Origin of the sequence: Emticicia aquatica (genome assembly GCF_923079645.1) — a bacterium.
In the GTDB taxonomy this organism is placed as follows: domain Bacteria; phylum Bacteroidota; class Bacteroidia; order Cytophagales; family Spirosomataceae; genus Emticicia; species Emticicia aquatica.
The window spans coordinates 466,092-483,057 of record NZ_CAKLPY010000002.1 but is presented as its reverse complement, the minus strand read 5'-3'; the positions used below and the strand labels follow the sequence as shown (position 1 = coordinate 483,057).

Annotated in this window: 15 protein-coding genes; 13 read left to right on the top strand and 2 right to left on the bottom strand. The window is 33.5% G+C overall.

Features of this window, described 5'->3' with window-relative positions:
- Positions 1 to 81: 81 nt before the first annotated feature.
- From aroB to MJQ71_RS11700, 5 genes are all read left to right on the top strand, one after another.
- The gene (aroB, locus tag MJQ71_RS11720) at positions 82 to 1,107 is read left to right on the top strand and encodes a 3-dehydroquinate synthase (RefSeq protein ID WP_238806807.1); all 1,026 of its coding nucleotides are present in this window, start codon (positions 82 to 84) and stop codon (positions 1,105 to 1,107) included.
- A 227-nt stretch (positions 1,108 to 1,334) separates the two neighbouring features.
- Complete coding sequence (locus MJQ71_RS11715) at positions 1,335 to 1,898, top strand: DUF4136 domain-containing protein (protein WP_238806806.1); 564 nt, start codon at positions 1,335 to 1,337, stop codon at positions 1,896 to 1,898.
- Between the two features lie 109 nt (positions 1,899 to 2,007).
- Complete coding sequence (locus MJQ71_RS11710; RefSeq protein ID WP_238806805.1) at positions 2,008 to 2,559, top strand: DUF4136 domain-containing protein; 552 nt, start codon at positions 2,008 to 2,010, stop codon at positions 2,557 to 2,559.
- A 37-nt stretch (positions 2,560 to 2,596) separates the two neighbouring features.
- The gene (locus tag MJQ71_RS11705) at positions 2,597 to 3,082 is read left to right on the top strand and encodes a DinB family protein (protein WP_238806804.1); all 486 of its coding nucleotides are present in this window, start codon (positions 2,597 to 2,599) and stop codon (positions 3,080 to 3,082) included.
- Positions 3,075 to 3,422 (top strand): arsenate reductase, encoded by a 348-nt coding sequence (locus MJQ71_RS11700; protein ID WP_238806803.1) that lies wholly within the window; start codon positions 3,075 to 3,077, stop codon positions 3,420 to 3,422. Before MJQ71_RS11705 ends, MJQ71_RS11700 begins: the two co-directional genes overlap by 8 nt.
- A gap of 28 nt (positions 3,423 to 3,450) precedes the next feature.
- On the opposite strand, the gene MJQ71_RS11695 is transcribed toward MJQ71_RS11700, so the two are convergent.
- A complete protein-coding gene (locus MJQ71_RS11695; protein ID WP_238806802.1) occupies positions 3,451 to 4,233 on the bottom strand; it encodes a response regulator transcription factor in 783 nt (260 codons plus the stop codon).
- 209 nt (positions 4,234 to 4,442) lie between these two features.
- Between MJQ71_RS11695 and MJQ71_RS11690 the strand changes: the two genes are divergently transcribed.
- The 3 genes from MJQ71_RS11690 to MJQ71_RS11680 are packed head-to-tail and all read left to right on the top strand — an operon-like array spanning position 4,443 to position 7,355.
- On the top strand, positions 4,443 to 4,736 hold the full coding sequence (locus MJQ71_RS11690; RefSeq protein ID WP_238806801.1) for a LytTR family DNA-binding domain-containing protein: 294 nt from the start codon (positions 4,443 to 4,445) through the stop codon (positions 4,734 to 4,736).
- A gap of 22 nt (positions 4,737 to 4,758) precedes the next feature.
- Complete coding sequence (locus MJQ71_RS11685; protein ID WP_238806800.1) at positions 4,759 to 5,832, top strand: hypothetical protein; 1,074 nt, start codon at positions 4,759 to 4,761, stop codon at positions 5,830 to 5,832.
- A 20-nt stretch (positions 5,833 to 5,852) separates the two neighbouring features.
- Positions 5,853 to 7,355 carry a 3-coathanger stack domain-containing protein gene (locus MJQ71_RS11680; protein ID WP_238806799.1) on the top strand — a complete coding sequence of 501 codons (1,503 nt, stop codon included), beginning with the start codon at positions 5,853 to 5,855 and terminating at the stop codon, positions 7,353 to 7,355.
- 7 nt (positions 7,356 to 7,362) lie between these two features.
- Here MJQ71_RS11680 and MJQ71_RS11675 read toward each other — a convergent pair whose 3' ends face one another.
- The gene (locus MJQ71_RS11675; protein ID WP_238806798.1) at positions 7,363 to 8,706 is read right to left on the bottom strand and encodes a sigma-54-dependent transcriptional regulator; all 1,344 of its coding nucleotides are present in this window, start codon (positions 8,704 to 8,706) and stop codon (positions 7,363 to 7,365) included.
- Between the two features lie 297 nt (positions 8,707 to 9,003).
- Between MJQ71_RS11675 and MJQ71_RS11670 the strand changes: the two genes are divergently transcribed.
- The 5 genes from MJQ71_RS11670 (at position 9,004) to MJQ71_RS11650 (ending at position 16,929) form a co-directional block, all read left to right on the top strand.
- Complete coding sequence (locus MJQ71_RS11670) at positions 9,004 to 10,248, top strand: efflux RND transporter periplasmic adaptor subunit (protein ID WP_238806797.1); 1,245 nt, start codon at positions 9,004 to 9,006, stop codon at positions 10,246 to 10,248.
- A 144-nt stretch (positions 10,249 to 10,392) separates the two neighbouring features.
- Positions 10,393 to 11,070 carry an ABC transporter ATP-binding protein gene (locus tag MJQ71_RS11665; protein ID WP_238806796.1) on the top strand — a complete coding sequence of 226 codons (678 nt, stop codon included), beginning with the start codon at positions 10,393 to 10,395 and terminating at the stop codon, positions 11,068 to 11,070.
- 99 nt (positions 11,071 to 11,169) lie between these two features.
- Entirely contained in the window at positions 11,170 to 13,599 is a 2,430-nt protein-coding gene (locus MJQ71_RS11660) for an ABC transporter permease (protein ID WP_238806795.1), read from the top strand.
- Positions 13,600 to 13,669: 70 nt separating this feature from the next.
- Positions 13,670 to 16,063: an ABC transporter permease gene (locus tag MJQ71_RS11655; protein WP_238806794.1), complete on the top strand. Its 2,394-nt coding sequence runs from the start codon at positions 13,670 to 13,672 to the stop codon at positions 16,061 to 16,063.
- Positions 16,064 to 16,077: 14 nt separating this feature from the next.
- Positions 16,078 to 16,929, top strand: a complete 852-nt coding sequence (locus MJQ71_RS11650) for an alpha/beta hydrolase (protein ID WP_238806793.1) — start codon at positions 16,078 to 16,080, stop codon at positions 16,927 to 16,929.
- The last annotated feature ends 37 nt before the right edge of the window (positions 16,930 to 16,966 follow it).

Genomic DNA, 16,966 nt, shown 5'->3' with positions numbered 1-16,966 from the left:
TTTGCTAAATCAACCGTACAATTTCCTGTATTTATCCTCTCCAATTACTAACTTTGGCTCTTTAATCAAAAAAAGAGACCAATGTCAGTTATCATTTCTCCAATATCCGAAAGTTTAAGAACTTTTCTTGCACAAAAAAGTTATTCTAAAATCATAGTTTTGACCGATACAAATACTAAGCGGTTTTGTTATCCAATCATTAAAGATTTTTTGCCAAAACATACTTCGATAACCGTAAAACATGGTGAAGAAAATAAAAATCTTCAAACGTGTGAAACGATTTGGTCGGCAATGACCGATGCACAACTCGACCGCCACGCTTTGATGATAAATTTAGGTGGTGGAGTAATCGGCGATATGGGTGGTTTTTGTGCAGCTACTTACAAACGAGGCATAGATTTTATTCAGATTCCGACAACGTTGCTTTCACAAGTTGATGCCAGCGTAGGCGGAAAACTTGGAATTGATTTTCACGGATTCAAGAATCACTTAGGCGTTTTTACTTTACCCAAATCGGTCTTGATTGACCCAGTTTTTTTAGAAACACTTTCTGAAAGAGAAAAACGCTCAGGTTTTGCCGAGATTTTAAAACATTGTTTGATTCAAGATGTTAATAAGTGGAATGAAATCAGAAGAAAAGATTTAGCAGACCAAGACTTAGCCGATTTGATTGCTCATTCGGTCGAAATCAAGAAAAAAATAGTTGAACAAGACCCAACTGAGAAAGGAATTAGAAAGATTTTAAACTTTGGACATACGCTTGGACACGCAATTGAGACGTTTTTTTTAGATAAAGGAAAAAAAAGATTGTTTCATGGCGAAGCAATTGCAACCGGAATGGTCTGCGAGTCGTATATAGCATATACACGAGGACTGATTGATGAAAAAACATTGGAACAAGTGGAAGAGTTTATCTTTTCGATTTACGGAAAAGTGCCATTAGAGGCAACAGATTTTGAAGCAATAGTCAGCCTCACGCAACAAGATAAAAAGAATAAAGGCAAGGAAATTAGGTTTTCACTCATTAATGCAGCAGGAAGTTGTTTGTACGATGTAGTTGTGTCGAAGGTTGAAATGAAAAAAGCATTAGAATATTATCAAGGATAATTAAAAACAGCTTGATGATGTGAAGTTGGTGAAATTTATGTTAGAAAAGCAGCAAAATCTGACATAAACTTAAAGAGGAAGTAATTTGATTTTTAGAATTGATTGATTAACTTTGATTGTTCTGTAATGTTTAACCACTCATTCAGAAAATCTATAAATAGTTGATAGTAAGTCTTTTCGCAGTAGCGAGTCATTTGTTTTTTAACCCAATTCAATTTGTAAGTCTTATGAGAAAAATCTATTTATTTTCTGCACTCTCTGCACTCATTGCTTTTGCATTATCAAGCTGTAACACAATCAAACTGATGGTCGATAATGACTACAGTTATGAAACTGATTTTACTAAGTATAAGACCTACAATTTTCTTAATTGTGAGATTGACACCTCTTTTGTGTGCTCCGAAATTCAAGATGCCATTCGTCGGCAGATGAAAGCTCGTGGCTATAAAGTTGTGGCTGATGACCCAGGTTTATTGGTGAGTTATAGCATCATTCGTGACCGAGTTGATTATAAAGGCTATTTTCAACCATCTCTCGATCGTTGGGTTAATCACTTCGATGGCGAGGATACCTACAAAACACAAAACTTCCATTTTGGAGGAGGGATGATTTTGGTATCTTTATTAGATGCTGAAAGTAGTCGTTTGATTTGGCGAGGTTATGCTTCGGGCGTGTTTAATAAACAAGTCAATAAGCCTATCAATTACTACCGCAGCGTGGTTAGAAATATTTTTGACCAATATCCGCTTTTTGCTGCAGGAGAAAAACCCCGTAAGATTGAAGAATTATAATAGTCGATAGACAATGATTGATGGTCTATTGATTTACTGAAAATCTAATAACATAATTATTAGTTTGGGTGAATATTGTAGATAATTGATTATAAAAATATAGTTTAAGATGAAAAAAGTGCTACTATTCTTGAGTTTTGTGTTTTTTTTAAGCAGTTGTACAAGGGTTTTTGTTGATAACGATTATCGTTATTCTACGCATTTTAAAAAATATATTACGTACGCCTTTGTAGATTGTGAACGTGATACTAATATTTTGTGCGAAGATGTACAACAGGCAATTCAATACCAAATGCGTGCAAGAGGATATGAGTTTAACGCTCAAAAACCGAATGTTTTTGTGAATTTTTCTATTTATTATGACCGATTAAAATATAAAGGTTACGACCAACCTTCCTTAGTTAATTGGGTTACGACCGAAGATGATAATTTTATTTATCGGCCAGTAAAATATGAATTAGGAAAAGGAACTTTGATGATTTCGATGATCGAAGCCGAAACAAGTGAAGTTGTTTGGCGTGGATATGCCACAGGGATTTTTAATAAAGCTTCTTCTAAAAAGAATTATTTTAAAAGTATTGTTAGAAATATTTTTGACCAATATCCTCTTTTTGCAACTGCTGAAAAACCTCAAAAACCAAAGGGGAACGTTCTTTTTTGAAAGAGTGTTATTTCAAAATAACCTAAACTATTTTGAAATGCCAGTAGCTGAATTACAGAAAGGCCTTGCCTTAAATACTAGAAAAATAATAAAATTTGCCGAAGGACTTTCTCAAGAGGAAGTCCTTTTTAGGCCTTATGATACCGTCAATAATTTTGTTTGGAATCTTGGGCATATTACAAGTGTCAGAAATACCATTATTAAAATATTGAATCCAAGTGAAAAATTGGATGTTTATGAAAATGAAAAAGAGTTATTTGGCAATGGTTCTACTTTACAAGCCAATGACGCTTATCCTGAGTTGAGTTTTATACTCAAGCATTTTATTTCTCGTGGAGAGCGAATAAATGAACTTTTAGGAACGGTTTCTGACGAATATTTACAGCAAGAGACAGCCATTAAAATTGGCCCAGACCCAAGAACCAATGAAGGTATTTTGTATTTTTTCTATAACCATGAAACAGAGCATTTGGGCGAAATGAAAGTAATTAAAAATATTGTAACGCGTCTTAGAAATGCTTAAAGTGTATGGAATTCCAAACTGTGATACTGTTAAGAAAGCAACAGTTTGGTTAAAAAATAAAGGAATTGCCTACGAATTTCATGATTATAAAAAACTTGGCATTAGTCAACCGAAGTTAGAAGAATGGCTAACTCAGGTTTCTTCTGATGTATTAATCAATCGTAAAGGCACAACTTTCAAAAGCCTAAGCGACGAAGAAAAAAGCAAAATCGTTGATAATGCTTCGGCAATTGCATTGATGCTTGAGAAAACATCAGTCATCAAACGCCCAATTATTGAATCTGACAAAATTTTGGCGATAGGTTTTAAAGAAGAAGAGTATTTGACTGTGTTTAAATAATCGGAAAATAGGCTTTTATAAATAGTATTTATAAAAGCCTATATATTTTAATGAAATTGAGCAATTCGGTTGTATCTACTAATTCTAATTTTCTTAGCATATTCTGGCGGTGTGTATGAATAGTATTTAAGCTTACATGTAACTTATCTGCTATTTGTTCACTAAGTAGGCCATTTCCTAATAATTTTGCAATTTCCGATTCACGCTTACTCAGCAACGGTAATTGATTGCATGTATTGGTCTCATTTATGATTTCAAATAAAAGATTTTTATCGCCGCCAGAAAGGTGAATATGTTGTTTTCCTTCTCTTTTAAAATGAGAAATATCTGAAACATAAGCTAAAAAATAGCTAATATTACCATTGGCATCAGTCTTTAATGCAATACTTTCTTGGCAGACTCTTCTAGTTAGACCATCCTCTCCAACCATTTGATAATCATAAATTGCCCTAAATTTTTTTATTTGTTCTTGCTTTAAGGTTGGTACATAAGCATTAATTTGTTTTGAAACCTCATTTAAACCTAATTGGTCATTATGTAAAAAGTGACTAATGTATCCTTCCACGCCTACTTTATAAAAATACTCACTAGACCAGCCACATACTTTTTCTACATCTCCTAAAATCAAGGGATACTGCATAGTTTTGATATCTAATACAGCTAAAGCATGACCTTGCATGATAAGTGTTTCGTGTAGCAAAGGATTATTTTCTACAAGATTCGCTACAACATCCATATCTTCATTAAGACCACCAGAATTCCATATTTTTTTGAACTCATTAAAATTAAAAGGGCAAGAGACTATATTCATGGCAATTGTTTAGTGGTAAAAAATACTGAATATTCAGTATTGTAAAGCTAAGTATAAAACTAAATCTTTGCAAGCCAGTACATTAAATGTTTTCACAGATAACGTTTGAACTTAAATTGTAGTTTTTAGCTCAAAACATCCACAAAAACACTAAAAAGATTTTAAGTGGTATTTGAAATTTACACACTTTAAGTAATAATTAATAGCCTATGAACCGTACCAACTACCCACAAAGTCAAGAAATTGTTTATCTCAAAGCAGATATCAACTACACTATTTTTTATTTACAAAATGGACGAAAGCTAGTCTCTTCAACCACCCTCAAACAACACCAAGCAAAACCGCAACTAATAAGTTTTTTGAGAGTAAATAAATCTCATTTACTAAATCCTGATTTCATAAAAAGTGTCTCAAAGAATGGGAAAAAGGCTACCGTAAAGCTTATTGATGGAAGTGAAGTAAAAGTTTCGAGAAGAAAGATGAGTTTGTTACATAATTTTTAAAATCACAATTAAACCCAAAAAAATGAAAAAAATAATTTCTACTTCAATTTTAAGTATAATTGCTTTATTATTTACTTGTATTTCGATTTATGCTCAAACTATAAGACGATGCAATAATAATGTTGGCGTATCTGGTTTAAATGTTTACACAACAATACAAGCTGCCCATGATGCTGCGGCTGATGGAGATATTATTTATGTAGAACCAAGTGCATCAAGCTATGGAACTCTTGACTGCACCAAACGATTAAGTATTATTGGAAATGGCTATTTCTTAGCTCAGAATTCAAATGTGTCTTTTGATTTAAGAATGTCAATGATTAATGGAATAACTTTTAATGCAGGAAGTGCAAATACATCTGTCACAGGAATTTATACGAATAATTTAGGCTTTAATAATGTTAGCAATATAACTATTGAAAGGTGTTATATTCAAAATACAAATTATATTGCCTTTAGTTCAGCTTCTCAAAGCTTTATTACATTTTCAAAATGCTTTATAACAGGTAATATATGGGGCTATAGTGAAGCTCATAGTCCTGAAAATTGTACTTTTAAAAATAATATTATTGGAGGAGGAATTAAATATTTTTCTAATAGTGTCTTTACTAATAATACTTTTTCTACCCAAAATAACAGTACTTTAACCAATTTAGTTAATAGTACAATCGCTAATAATATTTTTAGAAGTAATGCTTGTAATAGTTGTGTTCAACAATTATTATTTGACCCAATTATTCACACTGGAACAACTATTTCTAACAATATTATTGCTTGTTTACCAACAGGTAATACTTGTTCATTTATACTACCAACAGGAAATGGGAATATAAATAATGGAGATTACTCAACACTTTTTTTATTATCTGACCCATACGATGTTGGGTTAATTGATAAAAACTTTCAACTTGTTTTAACTTCTCCAGCTAAAGGCGTGGGCACTGGAGGCACTGATGCAGGTGCTTTTGGTGGAGCAAACCCTTATGTGCTTTCAGGTTTACCTACTGTGCCAATCACTACAAACTTTACCACTTCAGGAGCTGGAAATACAAGTGTACCCCTACAAGTGAGTGTAACTGTTAGAGCAAATAATTAAAATAAACTACAATAAAAGACATGAGAAAATTAATTGTATGTTTATTATTATTCAGTATTAATCAAGGTTTTGCTCAAAATATTACCCAAATGGAATATTTTATTGATGCTGACCCTGGTTATGGAAGTGGTATAAGCGTCAGTTTTACAGAAGGAAACCCCGTAACTGTTGATTTTTCAGTGAATCTCTCATCAAATAGTGATGGCTTTCATTTTTTGAGTTTACGAGCCAAAGATGCCAATAATCATTGGGGTGTTGTAGGAGTTCGACCTTTCTATAAAGAAACGTTACCAACCGCAAGTTTACCAAACATTACAGCAATGGAGTATTTCATTGATAATGACTTAGGATATGGAAATGGTACTCCAATTACATTTACTGCAAGTTCAAGTGTTTCGCAAAGTTTTCAAATTCCATTGCCTAATGGTATTTTAGATGGTTTTCATTTTTTGAGTTTACGAGCTAAAGATGCCAATAATCATTGGGGTGTTGTAGGAGTTCGACCTTTTTATAAAGAAACGTTACCAACCCCAAGTTTACCAAATATTACAGCAATGGAGTATTTCATTGATAATGACTTAGGATATGGAAATGGTACACCAGTTACATTTACTGCAAGTTCAAGTGTTTCGCAAAGTTTTCAAATTCCATTGCCTAATGGTATGTCAGATGGTTTTCATTTTTTGAGTTTACGAGCTAAAGATGCTAATAACAAATGGAGTATTGTAGGAGTTCGACCATTCTATAAAGAAACGTTACCAACCGCAAGTTTACCAAACATTACAGCAATGGAATATTTCATTGATAATGACTTAGGGTATGGAAATGGAACTCCTGTAACTTTTGCAGCTGGAACAAACGTTAGTAAAGATTTTACAGTTAATCTTGGTAGTCTTTCGAACGGCACACACACACTATTTTTTAGAGCCAAGGATATAAATAATAAGTGGACTGTTGTAGGTAATAATAGTTTTATTGTGCAAGATAATGTTGTAGTGATTGGTTCTATTCCTACGCAATGGTGTTTATTAAATAATTTCAATATTCCAATTACATTGACTGGAACTTATGCAGTTGATAATGTTTTTACTGCCCAATTATCAGATGCTTTAGGGAGTTTTGCATCACCAACCACAATTGGAACGCTTAATAGTACTACTGCTGGTACGTTGGTTGCGAATGTTCCTAATACAGTAGCTTTAGGAAGTGGTTATCAGCTTCGAGTTATATCATCCTCACCAGTAGTAACAAATAGTCCAACAAAAGCTTTTACTCTAATATCAATTTGTCCACCACCATGTTCTGAAACATTAACTTTGATTAATCCAACAGATAATTATTCATCAGGGATTATTACCAAAGAAGTTAATGCAACAACAGGTAGAATTACAGCTACTAATCAAGTAACTGGGAGCGGCACAAAAGTAACTTATCGAGCAGGGAAAAGTATAACGCTAAACGCTGGTTTTAAAGCTGATGGTGGAACAGTTTTTAAAACAGAATTTGGCGGATGTGCAAATTAATTACCAACTAAATTCCATACTTCTCTACTCGTCGATAAAGTGCTTGGCGAGTGAGGCCCATTTCACGTGCAGCATCGGTGATGTTGCCATTAAATTTCTTTAGTGTCTTAATAATCAGCATCTTCTCAACTTCTTCCAATTGATAAGTTTGGTCGAATGAAGGTGCTGATTCTTGCCGAGTTTCAAAGAAAAAATCTTCGGGTTGAAGTGTATTTCCTTTAGCAAGAATGACAGCTCGCTCAACGGCATGTTGCAGCTCTCGCACATTTCCTGCCCAGTGATAGCGTTGTAATTGTTTTGCCAAAGTAGCACTAATAGTATTGACTGGGCGATTATATTTTTTGCGATAAATCTTTAAAAAATGTTCTGCCAAAGGTAAAATATCTTCTGGACGTTCACGCAATGAAGGCAATTTTATTTCAATAGTATTGATTCTATAAAGTAAATCTTGCCGAAAAGTTCGTTGAGCAACTCGCTCATAAATTGGTTCATTGGTAGCACAAATCAAACGAATATCAATGGTTTTTGATTTATTTGAGCCAACTTTTGTAATGCTTCGGTTTTGTAAGACATTGAGTAGTTTTGCTTGCAAAGGCAAAGGGATATTGCCAATTTCATCCAAAAAGATAGTACCATTGTTTGCTTCTTCAAATCTTCCTGCTCTATCTTCACGAGCATCAGTAAATGCACCTTTTACATGACCAAAAAGCTCGCTTTCAAATAAAGTTTCTGAAATTGCCCCTAAATCAGCATGTATAAATGGCATTTCTGCTCTGTTTGATTTTTCGTGTAATGCTCTAGCTATTAGGTCTTTGCCTGTGCCGTTTTCTCCTAAAATTAAAATATTAGCATCCGTTGCAGCCACTTGCTCAATGGTTTCAAATATTTTGAGCATTGCAGGGCTACTGCCAATAATATCAACTTTGCTAGCAGATTTTTTCTTTTCTTCACTTTTGCCTGTTTTCTGCAATCTGATTTCATACGCCGATTGCATGGTGTCAAGTAGTTTTGTATTTTCCCAAGGTTTTAGGACAAAATCAACCGCACCAACTTTAATAGCACGTACGGCCATTTCTACATCTCCATAAGCAGTAAAAAGCACAACCGAAATGAGCGGGTCTATGTCTAAAATTCGGTCAAGCCACTCAAATCCTTCTTTTCCTGTGTTTACATCTCTAGTGAAATTCATGTCGAGCAGTACCACATCATAATTGCCATTAGTAATCAAAAATGGAATTCTTTCTGGATTTTTTTCAATATCCACTTGTCCGAAATGTCGCTTTAAAAATAATTTAGCGGCACTTAGTACATCAACATCATCATCAATTATTAGAAGTTTTGACATAATCATTATAGCTTTTTCGATAGATTTGCTAATCTAAGACAAAAATTAGACCTCAACAAATCATAGATTGAGACTTTTTTTGTAATCAACTGATTATCAGATAATTGAACTACTGTAATTATTTTTTGTAGTAAAAACAAGTATTCAAAATACGTCCGACACCGTACAATGATTGTCCGAAAACGGACAATTTTAAAATTCATAAAATATGTAAATATCTAATAATCAGTGTATTATGATTTTGGCACAAGTTTGGAAATAATTCAATTAAAAATAACCTTAAAGATTTTATAGCATACCACAATGGACAGACAAATTCAAAAAAAATTTTGGAATACACAACGAATAGCAATGATTGGTGGAGGTACACTTTTGGTGGCCTTATTGATTTGGCAATTTGCTTTTGCTGATAAAAGAACAAAGCTGAATGTTGAGAAAGAAAAAATAACAATTTCGACGGTAACTCAAGGTGACTTTGACGAATTTATTGTGGTAACTGGTGTTGTTTTACCTTTAAAAACCATCAGATTGGATGCAATTGTTGGGGGGTATGTAAAAGAAAAAGTGGTTGATGGTGGAAATATGGTAAAACAAGGACAAGTGATTTTAAAACTTGAAAATCAAAACTTAAAACTCAATTTTTTACAGTCAGAAACTGAAGCAAGCCGTTTGGTAAATGACCTTCAAAATACACGTCAACGATTGAAAGTAGAGAAATTTACGATTCGACAAACGCTAAATGATTTGGATTTTCAGATTGACCAAACCAAAGATATTTATGACCGAAATAAGAAATTAAATGCTGATAAAGTGATAGCCGAATCAGACTATTTAAAATCAAAACGTGATTATGAAAAACTTATTAAACAACGTGAAATCACGCTTGAGTCGCAAAGATACCAAGAAGAAAATGCTGAAATGCAAATAAAACAATTGGAAGGCACACTCGAACGCACACAACGAAATGTACAACTTTGGCGTGAAACACTCGAAAATTTAGTAGTAAAAGCTCCTGTAGCTGGCTTGTTATCTTCAATTGATGTGGAAGTTGGTTCAAATATTAGCCAAGGACAAAATATTGGACAAATAGATGATTTGAATGGTTTCAAGATGCGTGTTGATATTGATGAACATTATATTTCAAGAATTTTTGCAGGTTTAGGCGGTTCTTTTGAGTTCAATGGAAAGGATTTTGGCTTAGAAATAACCAAAATTTATCCAGAAGTACGCAGTGGTCGTTTTCAAGTGGATATGGTTTTTGCTAAAATTCCTGAAGGAATCAAACGTGGTCAGTCGTCACCGATTCGTTTAGAATTGGGTAAAGCAACGAAAGCAGTTTTGATTCCAGTAGGCGGGTTTTTCTCGGATACAGGCGGAAATTGGGTATATGTTGTAGATAAATCAGGTAAAAAAGCGTCAAAAAGAAAAATTACTTTAGGTCGTAAAAATCCAGAATATTTTGAAGTTTTGGAAGGATTACAAGTAGGTGAACAAGTAATTACAAGTTCTTATGAAAATTTTGGCGATAATGAAGTACTGGAATTTTGAAAAACTATTTCTGTTTCAATAAAAATGAACGATTCTTTTTACTGAAACAATTAAGAAAAAAAAGAAAATATTTATAAATAGATAATCTCTAGAAAAAGTTTGAAGACAAAGAAATAATTTTTGTTTTCTAAAACCTGAAAAAAAATGATAAAAACAACCAACCTTCAAAAAATCTTCACTACTGAAGAAGTTGAAACAACTGCTTTAAATGGCATAACAATGGAAATCAAAGATGGCGAATTTGTAGCTATCATGGGGCCATCAGGCTGTGGAAAATCTACTTTACTCAATATTTTGGGTCTCTTAGATAATCCTTCAGGTGGAAGTTATGATTTTTACGGAAATGAAGTTGCTACAATGTCGGAGCGTCAGCGGGCATCATTACGCAAAGGCTCAATTGGATTTGTGTTTCAGAGTTTTAATCTGATTGATGAATTGACGGTTTATGAAAATGTTGAGCTTCCTTTATTATATCTAAAAACTCCAGCTGATGAACGTAAAGTTAAGGTTGAAATAGCTCTCGAACGCATGAACATGATGCATCGCCGTAATCATTTTCCACAACAATTGTCGGGTGGACAACAACAACGTGTGGCTATTGCTCGTGCAGTGGTTGCTAAACCAAAAATGATTTTAGCCGATGAGCCAACTGGTAATTTAGATTCAACCAATGGTGAAGAAGTAATGAAACTTTTGCAGGAACTCAATAATGAAGGCACAACCATTGTGATGGTTACGCACTCGCCTTATGATGCAGGTTTTTCGCACCGAATTATAAATTTATTTGATGGAAAAGTAGTTACCGAAAACTTTCATGTATAAATAAGTTTTGGACTACTAACTGGCAGTTTTTAGTTTTTTATTAATTGTTTGAAAATAAAAAAATCATTTTTTCACTAACAGCTAATTACAAATACCTTCATGCTACGAAACTACATCAAAATTGCTTTTCGAAATCTTGTACGTAACAAGGTTTATAGCTTCATCAATATCGTTGGTTTAGCTATGGGTATTTCTGCTTTTTTATTCATTCTTGAATATATTAGTCTTGAAAAAAGTGTTAATGGTTTTCATGCAAATTTGCCAAATATTTATCGACTTTTAAACCAAAATCCGAAAGGAGAAACTTGGCCAGAAATTGAACCAGGTTGGGCTTTAAAAGCCAAAGAAAATTTTCCAGAAATCAAAGATTTTTGTCGTTTTGAAGAAGGTGTTTCGAAAGGAGTAGTAAAAAAAATAACAGAAGGCAGCGAGCCTTTTCGTGAAAATAGTATTGGTTTTGTAGAGGGAAATTTCTTTGAGTTTTTTAGTTTTCCAATAAAATCAGGTAATGCAAAATCATTACAAAAGCCAAATGTTGTTTTTATGTCAGAATCTTCGGCAAAAAAATATTTTGGTACTGAAAATCCAATTGGCCAAGTGCTAACACTCAATAACCAATTTGGAAATGCAGCTTATACAGTTGAAGGTATTTATGCTGATATGCTCGAAAATTCGGATATCCGTTATGATATGGTATTTTCACTTGAAACACTTAAAAATCCAGCAAACTTAAATGACAACGGTTGGGCGAGATTGGATAACCTTGACTCGCAATACATCAATACTTTTTTTCTACTTAATAAAGGGGTAAATCATAAAGCTTTTGAAACAAAATTAACCAAACTTCGCCAGCAATTAGGTAAAGAAAATGATGGTACTAGATTCCGTTTACAAGCATTTGCTAATGTTCATTTAAGTGAATCGTTTAGTGATGACTTGCAAACAACAGGCAATCTAAAATACATTTATATGTTAGGCGGAATAGCCTTTTTAATCTTGATTATTGCTTGGTTTAATTATATCAATCTTTCAACAGCCAATTCCTTAAAACGTGCCAATGAGGTTGGTGTCAGAAAAGTTGTTGGAGCTACACAAGCCAATCTAATTGCTCAGTTTTTGGGTGAATCTTTACTTGTTAATGCACTTGGTTTTGGTTTATCAATTGTTTTTGTGAGTTTATTACAACCTATATTTAATGAATTAATTGGTAAAAATTTATCTATTGATACGCTTCAAATATCGCCAGTTTGGGTATTTAGTTTAGGCTTATTATTGCTTGGTTCAGTTTTTTCTGGAGCATTAACGGCGTATGTTTTATCAAATTTTAATCCGATTGAAACCCTAAAAGGTAAGTTTAATAAACGGTCAAAGGGAGCTTTTTTGCGTAAATCGTTGGTTGTTTCTCAGTTTACAATATCAATCATGCTAATACTTGGTACGGTGCTGATTTATAGACAATTAAAGTTTATGCAAAACAAAGATTTAGGCATGAATACCAACCAATTATTAGTTATTCAAGGAGCAGAAGTTGGTAAAGATAGCAGCTATAAGGCTCGCAAAGCAGCTTTTATTGACGAACTTTCTCAACAAAGTTTTGTGAAAGATTACTGTGCTTCGGGAGCAGTGCCAAGCCGCTGGTATAATTTTATGACGGGTGGTTTTACTCAGCCAAAATCAAAACTAGGCGATGAACTCAAAACGTATTCGTTTGCAATAATTGGAGATAGATTTTTAAAAACCTATGGTATCGAATTGAAAGCTGGTCGAAATTTTACGGAAGCCGAATGCAATGTAGAATGGGATAAAAATAGCAAAGTTTTATTGAACGAAACAGCAATTGCAGCACTAGGTTTTGCTACGCCAGAAGAAGCCATTCGGACTCGGATTCAGTGGGATGAAAGACAATTAGAAATTGTTGGTGTGGTAAAAAATTATCACCATGTGGGCGTTCAGAGAGCCATTGACCCAATCATTTTTTATCCACAAAACAATACAACATATTTTACGGTGAGACTAACGCCCGATAATGTGCAAGAAAAAATAGCTAGTTTAGAAAAACTCTATAAAACCTATTTTGCGGGTAATCCTTACGAATATTTCTTTGTTGATGATAATTTTAATAGACAATATTTTTCGGAACAACAATACAGCAAAATATTTACAACTGCTTCTATTTGGGCAATTATTATTGCCTGTTTAGGCTTATTTGGTTTGGCAACTTTCACGGCCGAAAGCCGTATAAAAGAAATTGGTATCCGAAAAGTATTAGGAGCAAGTATATTTAGTATCACAACTTTATTGAGTAAAGATTTTATAAAATTAGTCTTTATTTCTATCATTATTGCCAGCCCGATTGCTTATTATTTGATGAATAAATGGTTGCAAAATTTTGAATACAAAGTCGAAATTTCGTGGTGGATTTTTGCTTTAGCAGGTGTTTCGGCAATCGTAGTTGCATTATTAACAGTGAGTTTTCAAGCAATAAGAGCAGCGATAATGAATCCAGTAAAAAGTCTGAAATCAGATTAATTAAAATTGTAACAAGATTTCTTCTACACAAACTTTTACCCAACGCTATTACAAAAATTATGAAAAAGCTATGATAAAAAATTATTTCAAAATCGCCCTCCGAAACCTTGTTAAAAACAAGGTTTATTCATTCATCAATATCTTTGGTTTAGCCACAGGTATGGCTGTTGCTATACTTATTGGACTCTGGATGTATGATGAATTGACTTTCGACCAAAACCATGAAAATTATGAGCGAATAGCTCAAGTTAAGCAGCATCAATCATTTAATGGAAAGAAAGAAACGTATAATTCAATGCCCGCCGTAATGGCCGAAGAAATTCGTATAAACTATGGCAGTGATTTTAAGTATGTGTTGCAATCTTCGTGGAATTCAAGCCATATTTTGAAAGTTGGTGAAAAGAAATTTACAAAAAATGGTAGTTTTTTTGAACCGCAAGTCACCGAAATGCTTTCACTAAAAATGCTGAAAGGTACTCGTGCAGGCTTGAAAGAACCATACTCAATTTTATTATCTGAGTCGGTTGCAAAAACCTATTTTGGCGATACCGACCCAATGGATAAAATTATTAAGGTTGATAATAAATATGATGTAAAAGTTACTGGTGTTTACGAGGATTTACCACATAATTCAACGTTAAAAAATGTGTCGTATTTGATGCCTTGGGAATTGTATTTGATTACTAACGAATGGATTAAAAAGATGGAAAATCCTTGGGGAAGCAATTTTACGCAAACATTCGCACAAATTGCCGACAATGCTGATATGGACAAGGTTTCTGCCAAGATAAAAAATGTAAAATTAAATAAACTCAACAAAGACGAAGCAAAATACAAACCCGAAGTTATTCTACATCCAATGTCAAAATGGCATTTATATGGAGAATTTAAAGAAGGAATAAACGTAGGTGGACGTATCGAATTTGTGTGGCTTTTTGGAATTATCGGCGTTTTTGTGTTGCTTTTGGCATGTATAAACTTTATGAATTTAAGTACAGCTCGTAGTGAAAAACGTGCAAAAGAAGTTGGAATAAGAAAAGCAATCGGTTCGGTGCGTGGACAGCTTATAAGTCAGTTTTTTAGCGAATCATTGCTTGTTGTTGCCTTTGCTTTTGTTTTATCGATTTTATTAGTACAGCTAATATTGCCATTTTTTAATGATTTATCAGATAAAAAAATGTCTATTTTATGGTCAAATCCAGTTTTTTGGTTGCTCGGAATCGTTTTTAGCATCCTTACAGGCTTGATCGCTGGAAGTTATCCTGCATTATATTTATCTTCATTTCAACCAGTAAAAGTATTAAAAGGCACATTTAGAGTGGGGCGTTTTGCTTCAATTCCACGAAAAATCTTGGTGGTTGTTCAATTTACTGTTTCGGTAACTTTGATTATCGGTACAATTGTCGTTTTCAGACAAATTCAATTTGCTAAAAATCGTCCAGTAGGATATAGTCGAGATGGGTTGATAAATATTTTCCAACAAACAAATGATATACACAAGCATTTTGATGTAGTTCGAGATGAATTAAAAAAAGCAGGAGCAATTGTAGATATGGCCGAATCGGGTAGCCCATTAACCGAACATTGGAACACCAACGGCGGCTTCGATTGGAAAGGAAAAGACCCAAATCAAGCGGTTGATTTTCCGAATAATAATGTAACGCACGAATATGGTAAAACGATTGGTTGGCAATTTGTAGCTGGAAGAGATTTTTCGAGAGATTATGTTTCTGATTCTTTGGCTTTTGTTTTGAATGAAGCTTCTGTGAAATTTATTGGCTACAAAAATGCATCGGCAGCCATTGATGAAATTATCAAGTGGGAAGGAAAACCCTATAAAGTAATTGGCGTAGTTAAAAATATGGTTATCGAGTCGCCTTATGAGCCGTCTCGTGCTTCGATTTTTCACTTAACCAGAGATGAAGGAAATGTGCTTATTTTAAAGCTTAATCCCGAAAAAAGTGCGAGTGAATCATTGAGTAAAATAGAAGAAGTCTTTCAAAAATACAATCCTGCTCAACCTTTTGAATACAAATTTGTGGACGAAGATTATGCCAGAAAATTTGGTGATGAAGAAAGAGTTGGCAAATTAGCTACATTTTTTGCTATTCTCGCCATTTTTATTAGCTGTTTAGGGCTTTTTGGTTTGGCATCGTTTGTGGCCGAACAACGTACCAAAGAAATTGGCGTAAGAAAAGTATTGGGAGCGTCAGTTACAAATTTATGGGCGTTATTGTCGAAAGATTTTGTGATTTTAGTTATCATTTCACTATTCATCGCTTCGCCTATTGCTTATTATTTTATGAATCAATGGACACAAAAATATACTTTCCGAACTGATATTTCGTGGTGGATTTTTGTCCTGACGGGTCTTGGTGCATTGAGCATTACGTTATTGACAGTAAGTTTCCAAGCTATCAAAGCGGCGGTGATGAATCCTGTGAAAAGTTTGCGGTCAGAATAAATCAAAACAAACCTATGGAATTAACAATCAAAAAAAAACTTGAAATAATTTTTAAGTTTAGCGTATTAACATTCCTGTCTGTAAATACTACGCTTGCACAATTTGCTTATACAAAAAGTGGCATGACAGATTTTACGATTGAATCTCAGGTGTTGAAAGAAAAATGCAAAGTATTTGTGTATCTACCTGATGATTACGAGAAAAATACTGAAAGATACCCAGTGATTTATGTTTTAGATGGAGAATATTATTTTTCATTTACAACTGAGGCTTCAAGTTTATTGGCTCAAAGTGGAATCGCTCCTAATTGTATTGTAGTAGGTATCACAACGAATAATAGAGGAAGAGATTTTTCGCCAAAAGTAGATGAAGATTCAGGACAAACGCAAGACTTAAATAATGGCGGAGGTGCAGATAATTTTCTCGAATATTTGGAGAAAGAATTGATTCAAACGATTGATAAAAAATATAGAACACAAGCGTATAACGTGCTAATTGGGCATTCTACTGGCGGTTTGTTAGCATATTATTCATTATATAAAAAGCCAAATCTTTTTCAAGCAATTATTTCAATTGATGGAAGTACCTGGTGGAATAAAGGCAAAATTGGACAAGAACTTATGACGTTTTTGAGTAATAATTCAACTTTTAAAGGTAAAATATTTGAATGTCGAAAAGATATAAAAATACCTGTTCGTTTTCCAGCAAATGTTGAATTACTAGATTATTTAGCAAATAAACGCCCTAAAAATTTAGTGTATAGTTACTTAGAGTTACCCAATGAAACGCATGGAACAATAGTGTTTCCTGGAACTTATTACGGAATCAAGGATATTTTTAAAGATTTTCAGATTAAAAAAAATTAAGTATGATTTTTGAAATTATACTACAATGAAAAAATAT

What these genes read in the sequence shown, in the direction of transcription:
- aroB (WP_238806807.1), top strand. Translation starts at nt 82, where the DNA reads ATGTCAGTTATCATTTCTCCAATATCCGAAAGTTTAAGAACTTTTCTT.
- MJQ71_RS11715 (WP_238806806.1), top strand. Translation starts at nt 1,335, where the DNA reads ATGAGAAAAATCTATTTATTTTCTGCACTCTCTGCACTCATTGCTTTT.
- MJQ71_RS11710 (WP_238806805.1), top strand. Translation starts at nt 2,008, where the DNA reads ATGAAAAAAGTGCTACTATTCTTGAGTTTTGTGTTTTTTTTAAGCAGT.
- MJQ71_RS11705 (WP_238806804.1), top strand. Translation starts at nt 2,597, where the DNA reads ATGCCAGTAGCTGAATTACAGAAAGGCCTTGCCTTAAATACTAGAAAA.
- MJQ71_RS11700 (WP_238806803.1), top strand. Translation starts at nt 3,075, where the DNA reads ATGCTTAAAGTGTATGGAATTCCAAACTGTGATACTGTTAAGAAAGCA.
- MJQ71_RS11695 (WP_238806802.1), bottom strand. Translation starts at nt 4,233, where the DNA reads ATGAATATAGTCTCTTGCCCTTTTAATTTTAATGAGTTCAAAAAAATA.
- MJQ71_RS11690 (WP_238806801.1), top strand. Translation starts at nt 4,443, where the DNA reads ATGAACCGTACCAACTACCCACAAAGTCAAGAAATTGTTTATCTCAAA.
- MJQ71_RS11685 (WP_238806800.1), top strand. Translation starts at nt 4,759, where the DNA reads ATGAAAAAAATAATTTCTACTTCAATTTTAAGTATAATTGCTTTATTA.
- MJQ71_RS11680 (WP_238806799.1), top strand. Translation starts at nt 5,853, where the DNA reads ATGAGAAAATTAATTGTATGTTTATTATTATTCAGTATTAATCAAGGT.
- MJQ71_RS11675 (WP_238806798.1), bottom strand. Translation starts at nt 8,706, where the DNA reads ATGATTATGTCAAAACTTCTAATAATTGATGATGATGTTGATGTACTA.
- MJQ71_RS11670 (WP_238806797.1), top strand. Translation starts at nt 9,004, where the DNA reads ATGGACAGACAAATTCAAAAAAAATTTTGGAATACACAACGAATAGCA.
- MJQ71_RS11665 (WP_238806796.1), top strand. Translation starts at nt 10,393, where the DNA reads ATGATAAAAACAACCAACCTTCAAAAAATCTTCACTACTGAAGAAGTT.
- MJQ71_RS11660 (WP_238806795.1), top strand. Translation starts at nt 11,170, where the DNA reads ATGCTACGAAACTACATCAAAATTGCTTTTCGAAATCTTGTACGTAAC.
- MJQ71_RS11655 (WP_238806794.1), top strand. Translation starts at nt 13,670, where the DNA reads ATGATAAAAAATTATTTCAAAATCGCCCTCCGAAACCTTGTTAAAAAC.
- MJQ71_RS11650 (WP_238806793.1), top strand. Translation starts at nt 16,078, where the DNA reads ATGGAATTAACAATCAAAAAAAAACTTGAAATAATTTTTAAGTTTAGC.